The organism is Pauljensenia sp. C0170B4, from assembly GCF_056590235.1.
The window spans coordinates 164,191-187,380 of the sequence record NZ_JBWPVS010000005.1 but is presented as its reverse complement, the minus strand read 5'-3'; the positions used below and the strand labels follow the sequence as shown (position 1 = coordinate 187,380).

General features: G+C 60.0%; 15 protein-coding genes and 1 tRNA gene. 8 read left to right on the top strand and 8 right to left on the bottom strand.

Features of this window, described 5'->3' with window-relative positions:
• Positions 1-16: 16 nt before the first annotated feature.
• From AC1EJ1_RS08190 to AC1EJ1_RS08160, 7 genes are all read right to left on the bottom strand, one after another.
• Complete coding sequence (locus tag AC1EJ1_RS08190; RefSeq protein WP_285015607.1) at positions 17-1,294, bottom strand: TetR/AcrR family transcriptional regulator; 1,278 nt, start codon at positions 1,292-1,294, stop codon at positions 17-19.
• 162 nt (positions 1,295-1,456) lie between these two features.
• Complete coding sequence (locus AC1EJ1_RS08185) at positions 1,457-2,461, bottom strand: hypothetical protein (RefSeq protein WP_285015610.1); 1,005 nt, start codon at positions 2,459-2,461, stop codon at positions 1,457-1,459.
• 738 nt (positions 2,462-3,199) lie between these two features.
• Positions 3,200-3,280, bottom strand: a tRNA-Leu gene (locus AC1EJ1_RS08180).
• Positions 3,281-3,318: 38 nt separating this feature from the next.
• On the bottom strand, positions 3,319-4,536 hold the full coding sequence (mnmA, locus tag AC1EJ1_RS08175; RefSeq protein ID WP_285015614.1) for a tRNA 2-thiouridine(34) synthase MnmA: 1,218 nt from the start codon (positions 4,534-4,536) through the stop codon (positions 3,319-3,321).
• Positions 4,533-5,768, bottom strand: coding sequence for a cysteine desulfurase family protein (locus AC1EJ1_RS08170; protein ID WP_285015616.1), 1,236 nt, complete (start codon positions 5,766-5,768; stop codon positions 4,533-4,535). Before AC1EJ1_RS08170 ends, mnmA begins: the two co-directional genes overlap by 4 nt.
• Entirely contained in the window at positions 5,765-6,763 is a 999-nt protein-coding gene (locus AC1EJ1_RS08165; RefSeq protein WP_285015618.1) for an electron transfer flavoprotein subunit alpha/FixB family protein, read from the bottom strand. Before AC1EJ1_RS08165 ends, AC1EJ1_RS08170 begins: the two co-directional genes overlap by 4 nt.
• 2 nt (positions 6,764-6,765) lie before the next feature.
• A complete protein-coding gene (locus AC1EJ1_RS08160) occupies positions 6,766-7,566 on the bottom strand; it encodes an electron transfer flavoprotein subunit beta/FixA family protein (protein WP_058236966.1) in 801 nt (266 codons plus the stop codon).
• A 181-nt stretch (positions 7,567-7,747) separates the two neighbouring features.
• Here AC1EJ1_RS08160 and glgX point away from each other — a divergent pair, with 181 nt between their 5' ends.
• The 4 genes from glgX (at position 7,748) to AC1EJ1_RS08140 (ending at position 12,831) form a co-directional block, all read left to right on the top strand.
• Positions 7,748-10,102: a glycogen debranching protein GlgX gene (gene glgX / locus AC1EJ1_RS08155; protein ID WP_285015621.1), complete on the top strand. Its 2,355-nt coding sequence runs from the start codon at positions 7,748-7,750 to the stop codon at positions 10,100-10,102.
• Positions 10,095-11,195 carry a tryptophan--tRNA ligase gene (gene trpS, locus AC1EJ1_RS08150; RefSeq protein WP_285015623.1) on the top strand — a complete coding sequence of 367 codons (1,101 nt, stop codon included), beginning with the start codon at positions 10,095-10,097 and terminating at the stop codon, positions 11,193-11,195. Before glgX ends, trpS begins: the two co-directional genes overlap by 8 nt.
• A gap of 86 nt (positions 11,196-11,281) precedes the next feature.
• Positions 11,282-12,004, top strand: coding sequence for a VIT1/CCC1 transporter family protein (locus tag AC1EJ1_RS08145; protein ID WP_285015625.1), 723 nt, complete (start codon positions 11,282-11,284; stop codon positions 12,002-12,004).
• Positions 12,005-12,153: 149 nt separating this feature from the next.
• Positions 12,154-12,831: a hypothetical protein gene (locus AC1EJ1_RS08140; protein ID WP_285015627.1), complete on the top strand. Its 678-nt coding sequence runs from the start codon at positions 12,154-12,156 to the stop codon at positions 12,829-12,831.
• Positions 12,832-12,846: 15 nt separating this feature from the next.
• Here AC1EJ1_RS08140 and AC1EJ1_RS08135 read toward each other — a convergent pair whose 3' ends face one another.
• The gene (locus tag AC1EJ1_RS08135; RefSeq protein ID WP_285015628.1) at positions 12,847-15,216 is read right to left on the bottom strand and encodes a glycogen/starch/alpha-glucan phosphorylase; all 2,370 of its coding nucleotides are present in this window, start codon (positions 15,214-15,216) and stop codon (positions 12,847-12,849) included.
• Between the two features lie 333 nt (positions 15,217-15,549).
• Between AC1EJ1_RS08135 and AC1EJ1_RS08130 the strand changes: the two genes are divergently transcribed.
• The 4 genes from AC1EJ1_RS08130 (at position 15,550) to glgB (ending at position 23,181) form a co-directional block, all read left to right on the top strand.
• Positions 15,550-17,574: a maltotransferase domain-containing protein gene (locus AC1EJ1_RS08130; protein ID WP_480295684.1), complete on the top strand. Its 2,025-nt coding sequence runs from the start codon at positions 15,550-15,552 to the stop codon at positions 17,572-17,574.
• Positions 17,575-17,771: 197 nt separating this feature from the next.
• Positions 17,772-19,487: a maltose alpha-D-glucosyltransferase gene (treS, locus tag AC1EJ1_RS08125; protein ID WP_058237816.1), complete on the top strand. Its 1,716-nt coding sequence runs from the start codon at positions 17,772-17,774 to the stop codon at positions 19,485-19,487.
• The gene (locus AC1EJ1_RS08120) at positions 19,480-20,889 is read left to right on the top strand and encodes a phosphotransferase (RefSeq protein WP_480295664.1); all 1,410 of its coding nucleotides are present in this window, start codon (positions 19,480-19,482) and stop codon (positions 20,887-20,889) included. Before treS ends, AC1EJ1_RS08120 begins: the two co-directional genes overlap by 8 nt.
• A gap of 102 nt (positions 20,890-20,991) precedes the next feature.
• Positions 20,992-23,181 carry a 1,4-alpha-glucan branching protein GlgB gene (gene glgB, locus AC1EJ1_RS08115; RefSeq protein ID WP_285015630.1) on the top strand — a complete coding sequence of 730 codons (2,190 nt, stop codon included), beginning with the start codon at positions 20,992-20,994 and terminating at the stop codon, positions 23,179-23,181.
• Positions 23,182-23,190 lie beyond the last annotated feature (9 nt).

Below are 23,190 nucleotides of genomic sequence, written 5' to 3'. Positions count from 1 at the left end.
AGCTGCGCCAGCCAGATCAGGGCGAAGCGGCGCCGGCCTTTGCGTTCGTGCTCTTTCCCTCGGTCAGTGCGCCGTCGGCCTCCCTCGTAGCTTCGCTCCAGCCGTACACCATCGCTCGCAGCGCATAGTCGTATTGGCGGTCTGCATCGTAGCGCCACCCGCTGTTGAAGACGGCCGCCAGGAGCGGAAACGAGGCTGGAAGTACCGTTTGGTGGCTCATCTGGTCGGCCTCGCCGCCCATTGGCTCCCCCGCCTCTGCGAGGACATGACCCACCGTGTAGTTCACCAGAGCGTTCAACTGGTCGGCGGCCTGGGAGTTCACAGGCATTCCTGCCTCCGCGAGAGACGTCAGCAGGCGTTCCATAAGGGCGAATAGTTCCGGGCCGGTCGCGGGGCGTGTGCCGACGATTGAGATGGCACGAGGGTGTCTGAGCAATGCGCGCCTCAAAGTGTGCATCACAGCGACCAGGTGCTCGCGCCACGAAGGTGTTGCCTGGGCGGCTGCCGGTACGGTGACGTCGCGCCACATGACCTCCATCAGGCCGTCAAGCACCGCCGCTTTGTTGGAAAAATGCCGGTAAATCATCATCGGATCGACGCCGAGGTCGCGTCCGAGCCGTCGCATGGTCAGTGCGTCGATACCGTCGTCGTCCACGATCTGCATGGCGGTGTTCAGGATCGCGCCCTCACGGGTACCTTCACCGGTCACTGTTGCGTCTTTCGCGTTGAAGCCACCGAAATTGCGGGCTTCTGTGGCCATTGCCTGCGCGAGGGAGAGGATGTCAGGCTGGAGGCGCTTGACATCGTTGTACATGGTTTTCACGTCCTGGGCGGTGTTGTGTCCAGGGTTGTCCTGATCGAAATTCTGGTGGATGAGGAAGCCGAGTGCCGCGCCGTGTCGTTTATCCAGGGTCGGCTGATACTTGTCGAGCAGCCAAGCTGCCTGAGAGTTGGTGACTTTCAGATCGGCTGGGGCGAAAGAGCGTGGGCCGCTCATCTTCGATAGCGTAGCGTTCTGGCCTGGTTGAGGGTTGTACTTCCACATCTGGACGCACCAGACGTTTTCTCCAGGCACGCCATTAGGGGAGTCGTAGGGGCCGAACCAGAATCCCCCTCCTTCAAAATCGGTTGCCCCCACGCTGGTGGGGATCTTCATTCCCTTGTCGAGCTGGTAGCCCGCAAGGGACGGCTTTTGCGCCAGGACTACTCCTGCGAAAGCTAACGTGAAGGCAACACATACTGCCATCACGCGACGCAGGGGTGTCGTCAGGCGTTCACCAAGCCTTGACTGCATCGTGGTACTCCTTCATCTAGCTAGAGTGGCGGAAGCGTCAAACCCCCGTCACTTATCGCTAATGCGACAAACCAAAAAACCCACGCCGCGCTGTGTGAGTCGAGTAACACAAAAGGGGCCTGCCAGCATTCCAGCCAGCAGACCCCCGAATAGATCGAACGGTTAGCAATACCGTCCGGTCGCGTTTCCTTTAGTGTCCATTTCACCGCAGAAATCGCCGTCAGTGTTCACGTCCAACTCCCACGTGTATTCGTCCCCGCCGCTGGGCGCGGGCGCGCTCGGGGCGGGTGCAGATCCGCCACTCGAATATGACGGCTCGGACACGCCACCCGAATATGACGGCTCACTGTAGCCCTGCGAGTAGTCGGGCTGCGGGGCGGCAGGTTCACTGGCGGCAGCCTTGGCTTCCTCGGCCTTCTTCCACGCGGCGTGAGAATCCGACACCTTCTGGGCAGCAGCCTTCACCTGGTCGGTCACCTCAGTCAGTTTCGCGCTCATCTCGTCGAACGGGTCAGCCGACTCGCCACTGAGAGCGTCAGCTTGACCGATCAGGGCTGTCGCCTCGTCCACAGTCTTTTGAGCCGTGGTGCGTGTCGCGTCGTCACTCACTTTGCCGGTCGTGTCGGACAGAACCTTGATTGCCTTGTCTACTTCCGCCTTGAGAGTGTCGCGCGCAGCCACCATCAGGTCTTTCGAATGGGAGGTCATCGCGGAGCGAACCTGAGTGCTGGCAGTGTCAATTTTCTGGGCGGCACTGGTGAACACTCCAGCCGAATCGTTCAATGACTGCGCACCATCACGCATGTCGCTCGTGGTGCCCGACTGGGCGGCAGGCATGGTCAGAGCGTTCGCCTCGTCCAGTGCAGCGCGAAGGTCAGCCCGGCTCGAATCATCGTCACCCACCTTGCCCTCCGAGTCGGCATACAGCTGCTCGCCCTCACTGATCGCGTCCGACAGGGACGTGTACGCGCCAGTGGCAGCAGACTGCGCCGCGTCAAACTCGCTGCGCGCCTGGTGTGCCGCATGAGAGCGGTAGGCGCTCACGCCAATAATCGCCACTACCAGTGCGACGACAACCGCGACACACACCGCCACGACCATAGCCTTGCGATTCTTCACAAACCACGAAAACACGCCGTTTTCTTGAACTCCACCACTCGTACTCATTGCCCTCACGTGACCTTTCTTTTACTCGGGTGTTTTACGGATTCACCCGAGTTGTGGGACGAGAACACTCCACATGACACACACGAACGCCACTCACACGATTCGCGCGTATCACTGCACTCACAGCATAGCCGACTTCTTATGTAGCATGATCAAGTATGACAGCATTCCGAAAACCTCCGCCCGCGACCTTTCGTACAGAGGGGCCGGCCGAGGCGGCGCGATCGTTCAGTGCACATTCCCCTAGATTCAAGACAAATTGTGCACATACCCCTAAAACTGCCGCGCAACGGTGCACATACCCCTAGATTTAAAGCGAATTTTGCACATTCCCCTAGCTAAACTCCGTGCTGCCGGGTAGGCCAACAAGGAACAAGGCTCTGACCAGCGGTTATAGAAATAGCGCGGAAACCGGATCACGAAGATTTAGGGGAATGTGCACTTTCGCGCTACTTTTTAGGGGTATGTGCACGGGAAGGCCGAAGATTTAGGGGTATGTGCATGCCGACCGATTAAATCTAGGGGAATGTGCACTTTCACGCTACTTTTTAGGGGCTTGTGCACACCGGGCACTGGCAGAGCAGTAGCGTCAGTGCATTAGGAAGTTTATGAAGGACCGGACACGCCCACCCCATACACATATTTCGGGCATTAACCCCGGATCGGGCCACCGCCACACACAAAAAAGCCGGGACACCGCCAATACAATGTCCACGAAGTCCCGATACATCACAAGAGTGCGCGAGGGGGGACTTGAACCCCCACGTCAAAGACACTGGAACCTAAATCCAGCGCGTCTGCCAATTCCGCCACTCGCGCGCGCCTTTTATCTTACGCGGCATCTATTCTAACGGTTTCTAGCTGGCACGGGCTCCCTCATGGCTCACGCCTCGCGAGACACCGGACACACTCCCCACTCGAGCGGTCGACTCGATCGTTGCTTCAGCGATCACCTGCGTGCCTCGGTACAGCACCAGCGACTGGCCCGGAGCCACGCCGCGGATCGGATCAGCCAGATCCACACTCAGTGCAGGCGCAGCGTCGCCCTCGTCAATATGAACCCCGGCGACAACGGAGGGCGTTCCGTGAGCGCGCACCTGCACGGTCAGGACATCCTCGGGGACATCTGCCAGCATCCGTCCGGCCAACGCAGGCCCGAACGCGACGGTCGCCTCCTGATCAACAGTGGCGAGGGAGCGCGGCGCCATCCACACCACGTCGGTGGTCGAAATGTGATCCACGCTCAGCAATTCAGCAGGCCCGACGATCACCTGATTGGATTGCGGGTTGGTGCGCAGAACGTAGCGCGGCTTGCCGTCAGCGGCCGGTCGTTCCAAACGCAGTCCGCGGCGCTGCCCCACCGTGAAGTTCCAGTATCCACCGTGTTCACCCACGATGTTGCCGTCGGCATCCACGATCTCACCCATGTCCTTGCCAAGGGCGCGCTGCAGGAAGCCCTGCGTATCGCCGTCAGGGATAAAGCAGATGTCGTAGGAATCGGGTTTGTTGGACACGCCCAGTCCGCGCCGATCCGCCTCGGCACGCACCCACGCTTTATCGGGCGCATCGCCTAGCGGTGTGATAACACGAGAAAGCTCCTCGCGCCCCATGATGGCCAGCACATAAGACTGGTCTTTTGCTTCGTCGCGGGCGCGATGCAGCTCGGGACCATCCGGACCGTCGATAACGCGCGCGTAGTGCCCGGTGCACACGGCATCGAAACCGAGGGTGCGGGCGCGATCGGCCAGTTCACGGAATTTCACGAATTCGTTGCATCGCACACACGGGTTGGGAGTATGCCCCTGGCGATATTGATCGACAAAGTCGGTGACGACAGTTCGTTCAAACTCCTCTGCCAGGTCCCACACGTAGAACGGCACGCCCAGTGTCTGCGCCGCGCGGGCGGCGTCCCCTGCGTCCTCCACCGAGCAGCATCCGCGTGAACCGATGCGGCATTCCTGAGGCTGGCTGGTCAGCGCCATGTGAACGGCAACCACATCGTGGCCTGCTTCGACAGCGAGCGCACACGCCACAGCAGAGTCCACTCCCCCTGATAGTGCAGCCAGTACCCTCATCTGTCCTCCTTCACAACATGTCCCCGTTCATCGAATCCGTCCATTGCCTGCGCCTGCGAAAGCGCGTCAGGTAGAGCCTGACACAGTGCGCGCACATCGTCGAGGGTTGTTGATGTGGAGACGCACACACGTAGCACGCCCAGTGCTTCACGTTCCGATCTGCCCATTGCCGTGACCACCTCAGACGGGCGTGTCACACCAGCATGGCAAGCAGAGCCTGCTGACACCATCACACCGGCTCGGTCCATCGCCATGAGCACCACTTCGGGATGTGCGGTCGGCATCGACAGGTGAATGATCGAGGGAACGGTGGGCGCATCCCCCACCGTCGCTGACACACCCTCAGGCAGGTGGTCAAGGATCTCGCGACGCATCTGCGAGCAGTGCCGATGCATCTGATCCCGCTCGGAAACACATTCGACCATCGCGGCAGCCAGGGCAACCGCGCCCGCCACGTCCGGTGTTCCCGAACGGATTCCGCGCTCATGCCCCCCACCGGGTCGGTCCGTTGTCAACGGGATGCCGCGCCGCGCAACCAGGATGCCCGTCCCCACAGGCGCACCCACTTTATGTCCCCCGATGCTCAGCAGGTCAGCGCCGAGGGTGTCCATGCTGATCGGCAGGCATGAAAAGGCCTGAGCCGCATCCGTGTGAATGATGGGGCGCTGACCACGCGCAGCTCTTACCGGATCATTACCGGCAGCGCCGAACATGTCGGCAAGCTGGGCAACCGGCTGAATGGTTCCCACTTCCGAGCACACCGTGCACACCGACACCACCGCCAAGTGCTCACTGAGGTGTGCAGCGTCGAGCTCGCCAATGAATGTGATGCCCTGAGCGCTGGAAGGCAGTACCTGCCACGTGAATCCGGCAGGTTCAAGGACCTCGCGCTGATGTGCCACTGCGTCATGTTCGAGGGCGGACACTGCCACAACGCTGCGTGCAGGGTTGACAGCCCGCACCGCCCGAGCTGTCCCCGCCACGGCGAGGGCGTCAGATTCAGTGGCGCCGGACGTGAAGAGCACTTCGTGCAGGTTCACACCCAGCAGGTCTGCGATCTGTTCGCGCGCATCGTCCAGCATCCGGCGGGCAGCACGCCCACCCGCATGCAGGGAGGACGGGTTGCCGGGGGTGGCCGTCAAGTCATGTTGGGCTTTCAGCCACGCTTCCCGGGCAACGGGCCGAAGCGGCGTGGTCGCCGCAAAATCCAGATAGTGCGTGGGCGTGGTCATTGGTCCTTTCGCGCCCGCAGATCCTCCAGAGCCTGCGGAACGACCTCAAAGATGTCGCCAACGATGCCAAAGTCAGCGATCTCAAAGATCGGAGCATCCGGGTCATCGCACACGGCAATGATCGTGTCGGAGGCTTGCATACCAACAGTGTGGTGGATTGCGCCGGACACGCCCAGGCCGATGTACACCGACGGTGCCACTGACACGCCGGTCTGGCCGATCTGGATGGAACGCGGTACCCACCCTTCATCTGAGGCAACGCGGGTTGCACCCACCGCACCTCCAAGTTCGTCAGCCAGCTGTTCGACCAGTGAGAAGTCTCCGCCGGTGCCGCGCCCGCCGACCACGACGACGTCTGCGTCGGTCAGTGACACGCGTCCGTCACCCGCGGCGTGAACGGATTGTGGGACCAGAACGGCGTCGGCTTCTGCACTGAACTTCACGGGCACGGTGGTCACGTCAGGCGTGGTCGCCGTCTCTGCGTCCTTGGCCTGAACAGACGAGGGCCGCAGACCGATAATCGGCGTGCCGCGAGTGATTTCCATTGTCGTTTCCCATGTTCCGGCCAGAACTGTCTTGGCTGCGTGGAGAACGCCGCCGCTGATATGCACATCTGACACGTCAACAGCCGCACCCGAGTCGAGCTGGACAGCCAGCCGAGCGGCAACCTCTCGCCCTCGGTAATTCGCCACACACAAAATGGCGGCAGCATCTGGAACGCGGTCGAAGCAGGCTCGAACCGCGTCCGCCACAACAGCACTGATGCGCGGCGAATGGCCGGCAAGGTCCGGGCTCAGGACGTGCGCCACGCCCTGCGCTCCCAACGCCTCCATGTCCGGCGCACTGTTCAGAGCGATCGCTGTAATCGGCCCGGTGGTCAGTGAGCGTGCCAGTGTGAGGAGCTGGTGCGATGCCGGGGTCAGCGTGTATCCCTGCGCGTCGTCACCCGTGTGGTCGGTCATCACCAGCAACGGCTGGTCAAGTGTTTCTGCCATAATCAGCACTCCTCCATCAGGTAGCGAGCCAGTTGGTGACCGCCGTCTCCCGAATCGGCCACGATCGTGCCCTCACCGTCGCGTTCACGTTCCTGCGCATCAAGGACGTTAATGGCACGCGGAGCGCCGTCCTGGCGAATCTCATCGAGCGACGCATCGTCCACATCGTCCAGTGAGAGCTCGTCGAGCGGCTTGGAACGCGCAGCACGCATCGTCTTGAACGAGGGATAGCGCGGCTCATTGATCTGGTCGGTTACCGACACGAGGACAGGAGTGGAACTGGTCAGCGTGTCATCGAAGCCATCAGCGGTGCGCTGAATCGTCACAGTCCACGGCCCTTCTTCCTCGCCCGTCAGGCTCATCTGATGGGCAAGACCCAGGTATGGCAGATGCAGGATCGTGGCCAGTGCCGCCGGCAGCGCCGAGGTGAGAGAGTCTAGTGCGGCCATTCCGGTGATCACCATGTCGAGAGGTTCATCCTCGCGTAGCTGGTCGAGTGCAGCTCCCAGCACCCGCGCCGTGGTGACCACGTCTGCGCCTTCGAGACGCTCATCAGTGACGAGGATCGCGCGGTCGGCTCCCATTTGAAGTGCGCGCACGAGGGCATCTTCAGCGTCCTGCGGCCCCATCGTCACTGCGATCACTTCACCGCCGTGTTCTTCGACCAGGGAGACGGCAGCCTCGATCGCGTTCTCGTCGAGTTCATTGAGCACGTCGTCTTCTCCGCGTACCAACCGTCCGTCTTCGATACGACGCTCCGATTGGACGTCAGGTACGTGCTTGACACATACTGCAATTCTCATGCCTTTAGCGTGCCACACTTTGAGGCGAACCTCGTGGTGGCTTACGTTACGTCCACCAGGAGCGTCTCAGCTCCTCGCGAAGAAATGCGCGGTCAGAGCCGTCATTGAGACGCATGACTGGGGGGTGATCACTTACAATCGAGACAGGTATTGTGCCTGCCTGACACACGTTTGAGAGTAAATGGATAGTAAAAGAAACATGGTGCCCAGCTCCGATCACGACTTCGCCGCTCCTGCACCGCGCATCCCCTCACCGAATCCCACACCTCGCCGGATCGGAGTGTATGCGCGTGAAGGCGGAATCGACGTTGCTGTTGTGGCGCGCCATGCGACGCGCGTGGATCTGTGCATCCTGGCAGATGACGGTACGGCACGTGAAAAGCGCTGGTCATTGCTCGGACCCGAAGACGGAATCTGGCATGGGCACCTGGACGGCGCAGGCCTGGGAACGCACTACGGTTTCCGAGTCCACGGCCCGTGGGATCCTGACGCCGCAATGTTTCACAATCCGGCAAAACTTTTGCTGGACCCCTATGGGCGCGGCCTGGCCGGTTCGGTCCAGATGGGGGCTGCCGTTCACGCGCACACCGTTGACGAGGACCTGTACCCGGCAACCTATCCGCTGGAACAGTCTGACCTGAATTCAGCGCCCTACATGCCGCACTCGGTTGTCGTGTCCACGCAGTTCGACATTGCCGACAAACCGCGCACACCGTGGGACCAGACCGTGATCTATGAGCTGCACGTCAAGGGCTTCACGCTCAATATGCCTGACATTCCGGATGACCTGCGGGGAACTTACGCAGGACTGGCGCACCCCGCAGCGGTGGACTATCTGAAGAAGCTGGGCATCACGGCTGTGGAATTGCTGCCCATCCACGCCAAACACGATGAGACGTTCCTGATTGAACGCGGGTTGACGAATTATTGGGGTTATTCGACGCTGTCGTTCTTTGCCCCTGAACCGTCGTACGCTACCGAGGCTGCACGCAGGCGCGGCGCTCAGGGTGTGATTGATGAGTTCCGAGGCATGGTGTCGATCCTGCATCAGGCCGACATCGAGGTGCTTCTGGACGTGGTCTATAACCACACATGCGAAGGGTCGGAAACGGGATCGACACTGTCGTGGAGCGGTTTTGATGCACCGCTGTACTATCGATTCGATCATGGGCGCCCTCGTCGCATGATCGACGTGACGGGAACGGGCAACTCGCTGAACACGGACGAGCCACTGGCCATGAAAATGGTGCTGGATTCACTGCGCTACTGGTCGCGCGAAATGGGGATCGATGGCTTCCGCTTCGATCTGGCGGCCACGCTTGGACGCTTCTCAACGGGCTTTGCGCCGATGCACCCTCTGCTTATCGGGATCGGAACCGATGAGGACCTGTGCCAGGATAAGCTCATTGCCGAGCCGTGGGACATTGGCCCGGGCGGGTGGCAGACCGGTAATTTCCCCTCACCATTTTCTGAGTGGAATGATCGTTACCGCGACACGGTGCGCGAGTTCTGGCTTTCCGATTTCAGGTCCCTGGCAATGGGTCGCGGTGCGATCGGCCCGATGAAGCTGGCCACACGCGTGTCCGGCTCTTCTGATCTGTTTGCTCACGGTGGGCACCGTTTTGACGGACCGCGGCGCTCCGTGAATTTTGTGACAGCTCACGACGGGTTCACCCTGGCTGACCTGACCGCTTTTGATCACAAACACAACATGGCGAACCTGGAACAGAACCGCGATGGTACGACGAATAATCATTCGTGGAACCACGGCATCGAAGGCACTATTGCGCAGACTCCGGTCGATGACGCTCACGACGCGCTGAACGGGTCGCCAGCCAGCTCTGACTTCCTGCAGGACATTTACCCCACGCGTCACAGGAGCCAGCGCAATTTGCTGACGACGCTGCTCACCTCGTCTGGTACTCCGATGATTGTGGCGGGCGATGAGTTTCAGCGCACGCAATTCGGCAATAACAACGCCTACTGCCAGGACTCTCCCATCTCATGGATCGATTGGAACATGTCGGACTCGCAGAAGCAGCAGCTCGCCACTGTTCGCTGGCTGCTGGCCCTGCGACGTCATCATCCGGTCTTGCGTCCCTCCCTTTTCGCAGATGGCAGGATAGCTGAGGGCGATGTCATAGCCGATCTGGGGTGGTTTGATCGTGACGCTCACGACATTGCGCAGGATGGCTGGGCTCAGGAGCACAACCGTGTCTTCCAGATGCTCCGTTCGGGGTATCAGCTGGGTGACCGCGACGCCCTCGTTGTGGTGAATGGAACATTGGATGTTGCCACGGTTCGTCTGGTGAGCGGGCGCGGCTCTGACTGGTACGTCGTCATGGATACCTCCTGGTCGTGCCCTTCCGATGGCGGTATCAACGTCGAGGGAGACATCGAGCGCCTGGAACGCGGGCTTCCTGACAGACTGGAAGTTGTCCGTTGTGGGGACGAAGTGACGATCGAGCCACAGTCCGTGATCGTCATGTTGTCAGCACGCACCCCTCATCATTCGGTAGACTACGGGCGTGACTAGTAGTGAAGACCAACTTGAAAATTCCACCAACCACGCTTCGCTGGAACGGGCAAAGACCCGATCCGTTGAACTTGAGGAAGCCATTGATCAGGATCCGTCGCGATTCCGCATCCTCACCGGCGACCGGCCGACCGGAAAGCTGCACCTGGGGCACTATTTCGGCACGTTGAAGAACCGCGTGGAACTGCAAAACCGCGGCGTTGAAACGTGGGTTCTGGTGGCCGATTATCAGGTCATCACTGACCGCGACGCTGTTGGCCCGCTGCGCGAGCGCGTCCTGGGCCTCGTTGCCGATTATCTGGCCGTGGGTATCGACCCAAAGCGCAGCATCATCTTCAACCACTCGGCAGTGCCGGCACTGAACCAGTTGCTGTTGCCGTTCCTGTCATTGGTCACCGAGTCTGAACTGCATCGCAACCCTACGGTCAAGTCAGAGCTTGATGCGACGAACGGTCGCGCCATGTCGGGATTGCTGCTGACCTACCCGGTGCATCAGGCTGCAGATATCCTGTTCTGCAAGGCGAACCTCGTGCCGGTGGGACAGGACCAGCTCCCCCACCTGGAGCAGACACGCCTGATCGCTCAGCGTTTTGACCGCCGCTACGGGCGCGCCGACAAGGAGCATCCTGTTTTCCCGCGCCCTGACGCGTTGCTGTCGAAGACCCCGCTGCTGCTGGGCACCGACGGCAACAAGATGTCAAAGTCTCGTGGCAACACGATCGAGCTGGATATGACTGCCGATGAGACGGCGCGTGTGCTCAAGAAAGCCAAGACTGATCCTGATCGCGTCATCACCTATGACCCGGAGAATCGACCCGAGGTGTCGAACCTGTTGATGATGGCGTCACTGGCCACTGGCGAGGATCCCCACGCCATTGCCGACCGTATCGGCGATGGTGGCGGCGGCACGCTCAAATCAGTCGTGACCGACGCGCTCAACGAGTTCCTCGCACCGATCCGCGAGCGCCGTGAAGAGCTGGCCGCTAACGAGGATTACCTGCTGGAGGTTCTCCATCACGGTGATGAAGTCGCCAATGAGCAGGCTGATCGCACGCTGGCTGAGGTGCGTCGCGCGATGGATATGGTGTACTGAGCGAGCCAAGGTTTGCGTAAGCTGGTCATTTTTAGATCAGCTTTTCCTTGCTAGAAACCCGGTCTGACCTGCGGTAATGTGCTCTCATGAGTACTGTTGTCGAAGCGGCGCGCGGTGAACGGCAGGGCTTCATTTCCTCCAAGCTCAACTGGCTGCGTGCAGGAGTGTTGGGAGCCAATGACGGCATTGTGTCGATCGCCGGTCTACTGATCGGCATCGCCGCTGTCGACCCCACGAACACACATGCCATTGTCATTGCGGGGATTGCCGGAATCGCCTCGGCAGCACTGTCAATGGCAATCGGCGAATACGTATCGGTATCCACTCAACGTGACACTGAGCGCGAAATTGTCCGCCTGCAGCACGTGGCACAGAGCCGCAATCCCGGCCACGCTTTCAACGAGATCAAGCAGGTGTGTCTGCAACGCGGCATGAGCGAGGAGAGCGCGCACCAGGTTGCCTCGGACCTGTCCTCACATGAGCCGGTCAATGCCGTCATTTCATTCAAGTACGGCATCGATTCGGATTCACTGACCAGTCCGTGGGCTGCGGCCGGCAGCTCCTTCATCGCATTCGTCAGCGGTGCTGCCCTGCCGATGCTGACAATGGTTCTGGCTCTCCCACCGCTTCGCATCGTGGCAACCTTTGTGTCTGTATTTGTGGCTCTCGCATTGACAGGGTGGATCAGCGCGTGGCTGGGACGCTCTCCGCGCCAGAGGTCGGTCCTGCGACTGGTGTGCGCAGGCAGTGCGGCAATGATCATCACCTACGCGATCGGTCGGCTGCTGGAAAGTGCGTCAATGGTGTGATTGACGTGACCGTGATGCCCGTGCTACACTGCTTTATTACAGGCTCAATACTAACGACGTAGTTGGAAAGCAGATACGGTTGCGCTCGTGTCAGACGGGCGCACCCCTCGAGAAGAATCTCGATCAGTATGGGGAGTGATCCAGTACTCATGCATACATCCATCACGAATCACATGCGCGCCACGCGCATTCTTCTGATTGCAGCAGGACTTTTATGCATCGCAGCGACCTGTCTTGCACTGTTCGTCCTCACGCCCAGCACGCAGGCAAACAGGACTGAATCACGCAATCCTGATCTTGCACAATACGCTCAAAGCGCTGATATTCCAGAGCAGATCAGCACTCAGGCACAGCAGGAAATGGCACAAGTGGGCGAGGAATACCCGCCCGGCGCCACCCCTCCCACCGTTGCCGACCTGCTTCCGTGGGCAGCAGGCGCTGAAGTGGATTCAGTAAGCACCGACCACATCCAGTACACGTCCGGCGCCGATAACCCTGTAGCAATGCGTCAGGCACAGCAAACTGACCCGTCTACCGACGCTCCCGTCACAGTCGTCACCGCCGAAGGAGATGTTGCGGTCCTCGCAGCCCTTGACTGGGAGTGTGCCTGGATCAAGGAATTCGTTAACGCCACGAACAGTGGAAACGCGGACCGTGTGAACACAGCAGTGACGCAGATCAGCAAATTCCCCGATCTTGACGTCATCCAGCGTTTTAACCCTGAAGTCGGTGAAGGACACGCCCGTGACGTCATTCCCCGCATCCAGCAAGGAGATGTCGAATTTGCGAACTATTGGCTCGCTACCACATGTAGCGAGCCTGAATAGTTCAGCGTGACAGGATCACTGGTCGATCGGGGCTGCCTCAAGCTTCCACACCTCGCGCGCATAGTCGCGGATCGTGCGGTCCGATGAGAAGCGTCCCGACTTCGTGATGTTGACCCATGTCTTGCGTGCCCATGCCTGGCGGTCACAGTAGTCACGCGCCATCTGGTCGCGAGCCGTGCGGTAGGCATCGAAATCACCCAGCACGTAGTACACGTCGGCCGGATCGTAACTACCTTCCAGCAGTGACAGACGCAGGTCATGGAAATCACCTGTGCCGCCGTCATCCAGCGTGCCGTCAGTCATCGCATCGAGCACACGCTTCAGTCCAGGTACGTTTTCATAGTGCCAGCGCGGATCGTATGTGCGGCGCAGCTCAGGCAACTCATCTTCCGTGGCACCGAAGATGTAGGCGTTATCCTGGCCCACAGCGTCCAGAATCTCCACGTTCGCGCCATCGAGCGTGCCCAGGGTCAGTGCACCGTTCATCATGAACTTCATGTTCGAGGTGCCCGACGCTTCCTTGCCGGCAGTTGAAATCTGCTCAGACACGTCAGCAGCCGGAATGATGTGCTCAGCAGGCGAGACGTTGTAGTTTTCCACGAAGATAACTGTGATGCGCCCGTCAATGTCAGGATCGTTGTTGACCAGATCCCCGATTGAGTTGATCAGCTTGATGATCGCCTTGGCACGTATATATCCCGGCGCTGCCTTCGCACCGAAGATGAACACGCGCGGCGGCAGGTCCAGTGACGGATCCTCCTTGAGTCGGTAGTACAGGTCCAGAATGTAGAACGCATTCATCAGCTGACGCTTGTACTCGTGCAAACGCTTGATCTGCACGTCGAAGATCGCATCAGGATTGACCTCAATGTCCTGGCGGTTCTTGATCCACTGAGCAAAGTCAACCTTGTTGTCATGCTTGATGTCGATCAGTCGCTGCAGAACACTCTCGTCAACGCTGTCAGTGAACTGTGCGAGGACGTCAAGATCGGTGACCCACTGGTCTGAGCCGGTCACCTCGTCAAGCAGGGCGGACAGGCGCGGGTTGCACTGACGCAGCCAGCGACGAGGGGTCACACCGTTCGTCTTGTTATTGAAACGCTCGGGCCAGATGTCATGCCACTGACGCAGCGTTTCGCGCTTGATAATTTCTGTATGCAGCGCGGCCACACCGTTAATCGAATACGACGCATAGCAGGCGATCCACGCCATGTGCACCATGTTGCCCTGGACCGGAGCCATGTAGTTGATGGTTCCCTCGTCGATGCCGCGCTCAGTCATGTCGATGCGGAAGCGGCGGTCGATTTCGCGCACAATTTCCATGATGCGCGGGAAGAGGCGATCAAAGATCGATGTCTCCCACTTCTCCAGCGCTTCAGCCAGCACCGTGTGGTTCGTGTACGCGAACGTGTGACTGACGACGTCCCATGCTGCTTCCCACGTCCAGCCGTACTCATCCAGCAGGATTCGCATCAGTTCGGGGATGGCCAGAACCGGGTGAGTGTCGTTGAGCTGAATCGCGTTGAAATCAGCCAGCGTTGTCAGGTCGCCCTCGTGCTGGGCAATATGGTTGGCAACAATGTCGTGCAGCGAGGCGGCGCAGAAGAAGTACTGCTGGCGCACGCGCAGGATCTTGCCCTCGAACGTGGAGTCATTGGGGTACAGCACGCGTGAAATGTCCGCGACGGCTTCACGCTCGACAATGGCGTCAGTGAAGCGCTGCGAGTTGAACGCGTCGTAGTCGAATTCTTCAACCGGCTCAGCACGCCACAGTCGCAGCGTTCCCACGTTGCGTGTGCCGTATCCGGTGATCGGCATGTCGTAGGGAATGGCTCGCACATCCATGTCGGCATAGTGAATGATGCGCTGTTCTTCCTCGCGGCGCACAATGAAGGGGTAGCCCTCCTCCATCCACGCATCGGGCTGTTCACGCTGGAAGCCGTCCTCAAACAGCTGCTTGAACAGGCCGTAGCGGTACAGGATTCCGTAGCCGTTCACCGGGTAGTCCAGTGTGGCGCAAGAGTCGAGGAAGCAGGCTGCCAGTCGCCCGAGGCCACCGTTGCCCAGCGCTGCATCCGGTTCCTGTTCCAGGACATCGGACAGCGTCTGGCCAAAAGAATTGACGATCTTTTCTGCTTCATCCGTCAGGCCGAGGTTCGACAGGTTATTCAGCAGGGCGCGACCCATCAGGAATTCGGCCGAGAAATAGTGTTCCCGTCGTTTGGTTGCATACAGACGGTTGGTACGATCCCAGTCGCTCGCGACGCGGTCAACAACTGCCGCAGAAAGGCCCTGCCACATTTCCATGAGGGTGGAGCGATCTGCTGGTCGACCTGAAAAGGAGCGGACTTGCGAAGTGGCTGCATCAGCCAGGCTATACGACATCTAGTAATCAATCCCTTCAGTTAGACACGCTGCAGCAGCAGAAGCACCCGCGTGTAATGCGCTGAATCATTCTCACACACAGCAGTCTAGTGGTCCCTGCATTCAGCGTCGAATGGTGAATATCTCCGCTGAATGCATGGTGAGAAAATTTCATTGACGTTTCACGTGGGGTCTCGAACGTGTCATGGCTCAGTCACGTTCAGCCTTGATGCGACCACAAGATACGGCATGGGAATTCTTCTTGGCGATGCGCACACCACCCATGGTCCCCCACGTGCCTCCCAAATTCAGTACCCTAACAGTGTGAGCCACAAATCTTCTCGACCACTCGACATGACCGTGACACGCATCCCCGCGGTGGAACTCTCCCCCGTTGTGGAAGGCGGGCGACTTCCAGCCAAGGCGACCGCCGGTGAGCCATTCCCCATTCGCGCAACGGTGTTTCGCGAGGGACACGACGCCTATCAGGCCGAAGCGGTCCTGATTGACCCCGACGGACATGACCACACGATTGCTCCGATGGTGGATATTGCACCCGGTCTGGATCGCTACGAGGCATGGGTGATGCCTGACCGACCCGGCAACTGGTCATTTTGCATTCAGACGTGGTCAGATCCCTACGCTACGTGGCGACATGATGCCACCATTAAAGTCGATGCCGACATCGACGCTGACCTCATGCTGGAAGAGGGCGCACGCCTGTTTGAGCGCATGATCGAAGGGAGGGCACTGGCCAATTCTGACCAGCAGGGTCTGGCTGAGCCCCATGCGCGCGTCCTCCACAGTGCAATCTCCATCATGCGCGATGCCACCCGATCAAACCAGCAGCGCCTGTCGGCCGGGATATCGTCTTCTGTGCGCCACATTGTGCGTCAGTACCCACTGCGTGACCTGGTCGGTCGCACTGAGGCCTATCCGCTGCATGTCGCGCGCACCCGCGCCCTGGTGGGCTCCTGGTATGAGATTTTCCCCCGCTCAGCCGGCGCATTCCAGCGCCCTGATGGCACATGGGTCTCAGGCACACTGCGCACCGCAATTGAGGAACTCGATCGCATCAGCGCGATGGGATTTGATGTCATCTACCTCACACCAGTTCACCCCATCGGCACGACGTTCCGCAAGGGCAAGAACAATACGCTGAATGCTCTGGAAACCGATCCTGGTTCCCCCTACGGCATCGGGTCAGATGAAGGGGGCCACGACGCGATTCACCCTGACCTGGGAGATTTTGACGATTTCGATGCATTCGTCGCTGCCGCATACGAACGCGGCATGGAGGTCGCACTCGATTTTGCCCTGCAGTGTTCACCGGATCACCCGTGGGTCAGGGACCATCCCGAATGGTTCTCGCAGCGAGCCGACGGCTCCATCGCGTATGCGGAGAATCCGCCCAAGAAGTACCAGGACATCTACCCCATTAACTTCGATCACGATCCTGAAGGCCTGTTCGAAGCGATCCACGACCTGTTCCGCCTGTGGATCGCACACGGCGTGAGGATTTTCCGAGTGGACAACCCGCACACCAAGCCAGTGAACTTCTGGAAACGCATGATGGACACGCTGCATCGCGAATATCCAGACGTGATCTGCCTGGCTGAAGCGTTCACTCGCCCCGCCATGATGCGCACGCTGGGTGCCGTCGGTTTTGACCAGTCCTACACGTACTTCGCGTGGCGTACCTATAAGAAGGAGATCGAAGAGTACCTCAAGGAAGTCTCCGAGCAGACACCGCACCTGATGCGCCCGACATTCTGGCCGACGACGCACGATATTTTGACGCCGCAGATGACCGAGGGCGGCACCGCCATGTTTGCAATCCGCGCGATTCTGGCCGCATGCGGCGCTCCGACGTGGGGCATCTACTCCGGCTACGAGCTGGTCGAATCGGTACCGCGCCCCGGTTTTGAAGAACAGATCAACAACGAGAAATACGAGTACCGTCCGCGCAGGTGGGAGGATGCGGAGCGCACGGGTATTCCTCAGTTGCTCACCCTGCTCAACACTGCACGAGGGCGACATCGTGCCCTGCAGCAGCTTCACCAGATCAGCATTCACCGTACATCCAACGACCAGTTGCTGTGCTTCTCACGGCACATTCCCGGACAGTTCACACCTGATGGGAACCCGGACACGGTGATCGTGGTGGTCTCACTGGATCCGCATCATGAAGTGTGGGGCTCTGTTGACCTCGATGTCAGCGCGCCCGGCATGGAGCTGCTCAACGCTGGCCACGGCGGCGGGTTGAACCTTGTCGATGAACTGGACGGCATGGAGTACCGCTGGGGTGCGTCGAATGTGGTGCGGCTGAGCCCGTGGACCCGCATCGGACACGTCTTTGGGGTTGAACAGCAACAGTAGAATGCACCGCGCGCCTCCAGGCGCCGCGGGTCCCACTCACCGGGCATGAAATGCGTACACACCGTGCATCAGCGCGCCGTAACTGGCAGTATGATGCCATGACCGTTGATGATTCATCGCGCGCTGAACTGGATGCCGCACCTGAGACGACGACCGCCACCTCCAGCAGTTACGCGCAACTCTCACCATTCCACAATATGACGGTGGACCAGCCACACGAGGATGAAGCCGCCCTCGTCCCTGTGGCCGACGACCCCAGTTGGTACCGCCACGCAGTCTTCTATGAGCTGCTGATCCACTCTTTCCAGGACTCCAACGGCGACGGCGTGGGTGACATTCCCGGCCTGATCTCGCGGCTCGACTACCTCAAGTGGCTCGGTATCGATGCAATCTGGCTGCCCCCGTTCTTTCCTTCCCCTCTGGCCGACGGCGGCTACGACATTTCCGATTACAAGGGCATCGACGAACGCTTCGGCACGATGGATGATTTCCGTGCCCTCGTGGAAGCCGCACATGAACGAGGCCTGCGCATCGTGCTGGACATGGTCATGAACCACACGTCCGACCAGCACCCGTGGTTCCAGTCCTCACGCTCCGACCCGAACGGACCGTACGGCGATTTCTACGTCTGGCGTGACCGACCCAACGAATACGCCGACGCGCGCATCATTTTCGTGGACTCGGAAGTATCGAACTGGACGTGGGATGAGGAGCGCCACCAGTTCTTCTGGCATCGTTTCTTCTCACACCAGCCGGACCTGAACTATGAAAACCCTGCGGTGCGCGAAGCCATGAAAGACGTGGTGCGTTTTTGGTGCACCACCGGTGTGGACGGCTTCAGGTTGGATGCCATCCCCTACCTGTTCGAAGAAGAAGGTACGAACTGCGAGAACCTCCCGGCCACGCACGAGTTCATCGCGGACCTGCGCGCAATGGTCGAAGAAGAGTTCCCCGGCACCGTCATGATTGCCGAGGCGAACCAGCCGCCTCACGAGGTTGTCGCCTACTTTGGAACCGATGAGGCACCCGAGTGCCATATCTGCTTCCACTTCCCGATCATGCCGCGCATTTTCGCCGCACTGCGCGAGGAATCCTCACACGGGCTGCGCGAAATCCTGGCTGCCACCCCTCCCCTGCCCAAGGGTGGCCAATGGGGTGTTTTCCTGCGCAATCATGATGAACTGACCCTGGAGATGGTCACGGACGAGGAACGCGCCAGGATGTATGAGTGGTACTGCCCTGAAGAGCGCATGCGTTCCAATGTCGGTATCCGTCGACGACTCATGCCACTGCTGCATGCCTCGCGCCGCGAGGTTGAACTGGCCTACGCGCTGCTGCTGTCCTTGCCCGGTTCCCCGTTCCTGTTCTACGGCGATGAGATCGGTATGGGTGACAACGTGGATCTGCCTGACCGTTTCGGCGTGCGCACCCCTATGCAGTGGGATGACACGCCGACGATGGGCTTTTCCGATGCCCCGCAGGATCAGTGGTTCCTGCCGGGAATTTCATCACCGACCTATGACCAGCGCGCAGTGAACGTGGCCGAGCATGCCACCCGCCCGACCTCGATGCTGAACTGGACGCGCAAGATGCTGAACACGCGCCGCAAGCACGCGCCGTTCGGATTTGGTGACATGACGCTGCTGTGGTCCTCTGACGATGCTGTGCTCGCGTTCTTGCGCCGAGACGAATCCGAAACGATTCTGTGCGTCAACAACCTGTCCACTGAACCGCACTCCGCGAAGATCCACCTGCCCGGCATGGCCGGCTGGCATCTGTACGATCTTGGATCGGGCAACGCGTTCCCGGATGTGCGTGACGATGAGACGGTGGACATCACGCTGCCGCGCCACGGCTTTTACTGGCTGGGCGTGACGTTCCTTGAACCAGAAAGTGAGGAAGAAGATGAGTAACGCACCGTCTTCCATTCAACTCCTGGAAGCGATCGCCCCGTGGCTCACGTCGAGGCGATGGTTCCCACGCACCAGCGACCGCACATTGCAGGTCATTGGCGAGCTCAATGCCGATTCAGGCTATCTGGAACCGCCGGGAACTCCGGAGTCCGATTCCGGTGATTTAGCGTCAGTTCGCCTGCTGATCATCCAGGCCGGCTCGCAACTGCTCAACGTCCCCCTCGTTCTCGTTCCGCAGGCCGGAGACGACGTTGCCGAAACGTTCGACGATCCTGCGACGGACGTTGACGAGGGCGACCCCATCGGATCGATTGGTGACCTGAGTATTCTGGACGGCGTGTCGGTGTGGGCATTTTGGGACACGTGGCTGGCGATGGGTCGTGCCGTTGGAACGGTGGATGCTGACACCGTTGAACGCATGCGCGACATGCGTGACCAGGTACAGGTGTATGGAGGCGAGCAGTCGAACACCTCGGTTATTTTCCGAGGTACCACAGACGAGACTCCTGGAATCATCGCGAAGGTACTGCGCGTGCTCACGGAGGGTGCTCACCCGGATGTTGAGGTGCCCACCGCGCTATGCGAGGCTGACTGGAACCACGTGCCACGCGTTTTCGGCTACGTTGCCGTCCCGGCACGCGTGCGTTCGTGGCCCAAGAAGGAATCGGAACTGTGTGTGGCGACCATTATCAGTGAGCTGGTACGCGATGGGCGCGACGGTTTCGTCTTCTTTGTCGATGGTGCCTCCCGCGGTGAAGATCTTACCGAGCAGGCACGTTCACTGGGTACCGTGACAGCTCAGATGCATGAGATTCTGGCGAGGGCTCTGCCCACTGCTGACGGACCGACGCCATCGCAGATCGCTGCGCGGGTGCGCAACAACCTCGATGCTGCGCACGCTGAGGTCCCTGGCCTGACCGGCGAACTCGTGGATACATTGGGCCGCAAGCTGGACCAGCTCTCACAATGGGACGAGCCGCTTCAGGCGACCCGCATTCACGGCGACTACCACCTGGGGCAGACCCTGCTCAGCGATGATGGGTGGAAGATTCTGGACTTCGAGGGTGAGCCGCTGCGCCCCCTGGCCGAGCGCACCGCCCCTGACCTGCCGCTCAAGGACGTTGCCGGGATGCTGCGTTCCTTCGACTATGCGATGGCTCAGGCACGACGCCTTGCCGATGATGACTCAGCGATTGACGATGCCGTCGCTCACGAGTGGGTCAGCCAGCACCAGCGTGCGTTCCTTGAGGGGTATCACGCTGATTTCTCGGGTCGCGACGACGCACTCATGACTGCACTGATCATTGAGAAGGCAGCCTATGAGTCGATCTACGAACATAGGATGCGTCCAGACTGGCTGAGTATTCCCCTCGATGCGCTCACCGAACTGGCTGAGCGGTAAACCGGTCGACACGTGGAGCACATCGGACGGTCGTTTGTTGGAAAGAACGCCACGACCGTCCGAACGGCCACGCCGTGACCGTGTGCATGGGAAAATGAGGTCATGAACGCCTCACCGATTCCTCAAGATCCAGACCTCCTTGATACAGTGGCACAGGGGCAGTACTACCTGCCTCATGCCGTGCTCGGAGCGCACCTCAGTGACGGGTCAGTGACGATCCGCACGGTGCATCATCTGGCCGACGCCGTCCAAATTGTCACGCCCGATCAAACAGTTGACGCTGTTCACGAACGATCCGGCGTGTGGGTTGCCGTCTTTGAATGTGACGATATTCCCGACTACCGAGTGCGCGTGACCTACGGTGACCAGACGACACTGATGGACGACCCCTACCGTTTCCTGCCCACACTGGGCGAAATGGATATTTACCTCATTTCCGAGGGACGACACGAAGAACTGTGGAAAGTTCTGGGAGCACATCTGACTCACTACACCGGCCCGATGGGTGACGTCGAGGGCGTCGCATTTGCGGTATGGGCGCCCAACGCGTCTGCCGTGCGCGTCGTCGGCGACTTCAACTACTGGGACGGCACCGCCAGCGCAATGCGCTCACTGGGATCGTCCGGCGTGTGGGAGCTGTTCATCCCAGGTGTGGGCGTGGGAGCGCGCTACAAATTCGAGATCCGAGGGCCGGGCGGTAACTGGTTCCAAAAGGCTGATCCGATGGCACGTGCCACCGAGATTCCTCCGGCAACTGCCTCTGTTGTCACCGACCGTTTCCACAGGTGGGATGACGATGAGTGGATGGACAGGCGTGCTCACACCACCCCGCACACCGCTGCCATGTCAGTGTACGAAGTCCACATTGGATCCTGGAAACAGGGGCTGGGCTACCGTCAGCTCGCTGATGAGCTGATCGCCTACGTCACCGAAGCCGGTTTCACGCACGTCGAATTCATGCCGGTGGCTGAACATCCGTTCGGCGGTTCGTGGGGCTACCAGGTCACCTCGTACTACGCGCCGACCTCACGCTACGGCACGCCCGACGACTTCCGTTATCTGGTGGACCGCCTCCACCAGGCAGGTATCGGCGTCATCCTGGACTGGGTGCCAGCCCACTTCCCGAAGGATGACTGGGCGCTTGCCCGTTTCGACGGCACTCCCCTGTACGAGGATCCCGATCCGTTGCGTGGTGAACATCCGGATTGGGGAACGTACGTCTTCAACTTCGGGCGTCGGGAGGTGCGCAACTTCCTGGTTGCCAACGCGCTGTACTGGCTCGAGGAGTTCCACGTCGATGGCTTGCGTGTCGATGCGGTGGCCTCCATGCTGTATCTGGATTATTCACGCAAGGAAGGCCAGTGGCGGCCGAATCAGTACGGCGGTCGCGAACACCTGGAAGCCATCCAGTTCCTGCAGGAAGCCAACGCAACTGCCTACAGGCGTCACCCCGGCATCGTAATGGTGGCTGAAGAGTCAACAGCGTGGCCCGGCGTGACCGCGCCAACGTCAGGAGGCGGCCTGGGGTTCGGCATGAAGTGGAATATGGGCTGGATGAACGACACGCTGCGGTACATGCAGGAAGACCCTGTCAACCGTCGCTGGCACCACGGTGAACTCACGTTCTCGTTGGTGTACGCATTCTCCGAGAACTACATTCTGCCGCTGTCCCATGATGAGGTCGTTCACGGCAAAGGCTCGCTCGTTTCGAAGATGCCCGGTGATAAGTGGCAGAAGATGGCCTCGCTTCGCGCACTGTACGCCTACCAGTGGTCGCATCCTGGCAAACAACTGCTGTTCATGGGACAGGAATTTGGGCAGGAACAGGAATGGACCGAGCAGCATTCTCTGGATTGGTGGCTGCTCGATGACGATCTGCATTCCGGGTTGCTGTCGCTGGTGTCGGCTCTCAACAGGATCTATCGCGACGAGCCCGCGCTGTGGGACGACGACTACACGGGCTTTGAGTGGATCGACGCGTCAGACGGCGATCACAACGTGATCTCCCATATCCGCAAGGGGATGGGCTCCGATCACAAGCAGCACCTCCTTGTCTGCGTCACGAACTTTGCCGGCACGCCTCACGAGGGCTACCGCGTGGGACTGCCGTTCAGCGGCCAGTGGGAGGAAATCCTCAACACTGACAGCGAAGAGTTCGGCGGATCCGGTGTGATCAACATGGGGCCGGTCATCGCTGAAGATGTTCCATGGAACGGCCGGCCAGCATCGGCTGAGCTGCGCGTGCCGCCGCTGGGTGCGCTCTGGCTGCGTCCTGTCACATCTGAGAACTAGACACGGACG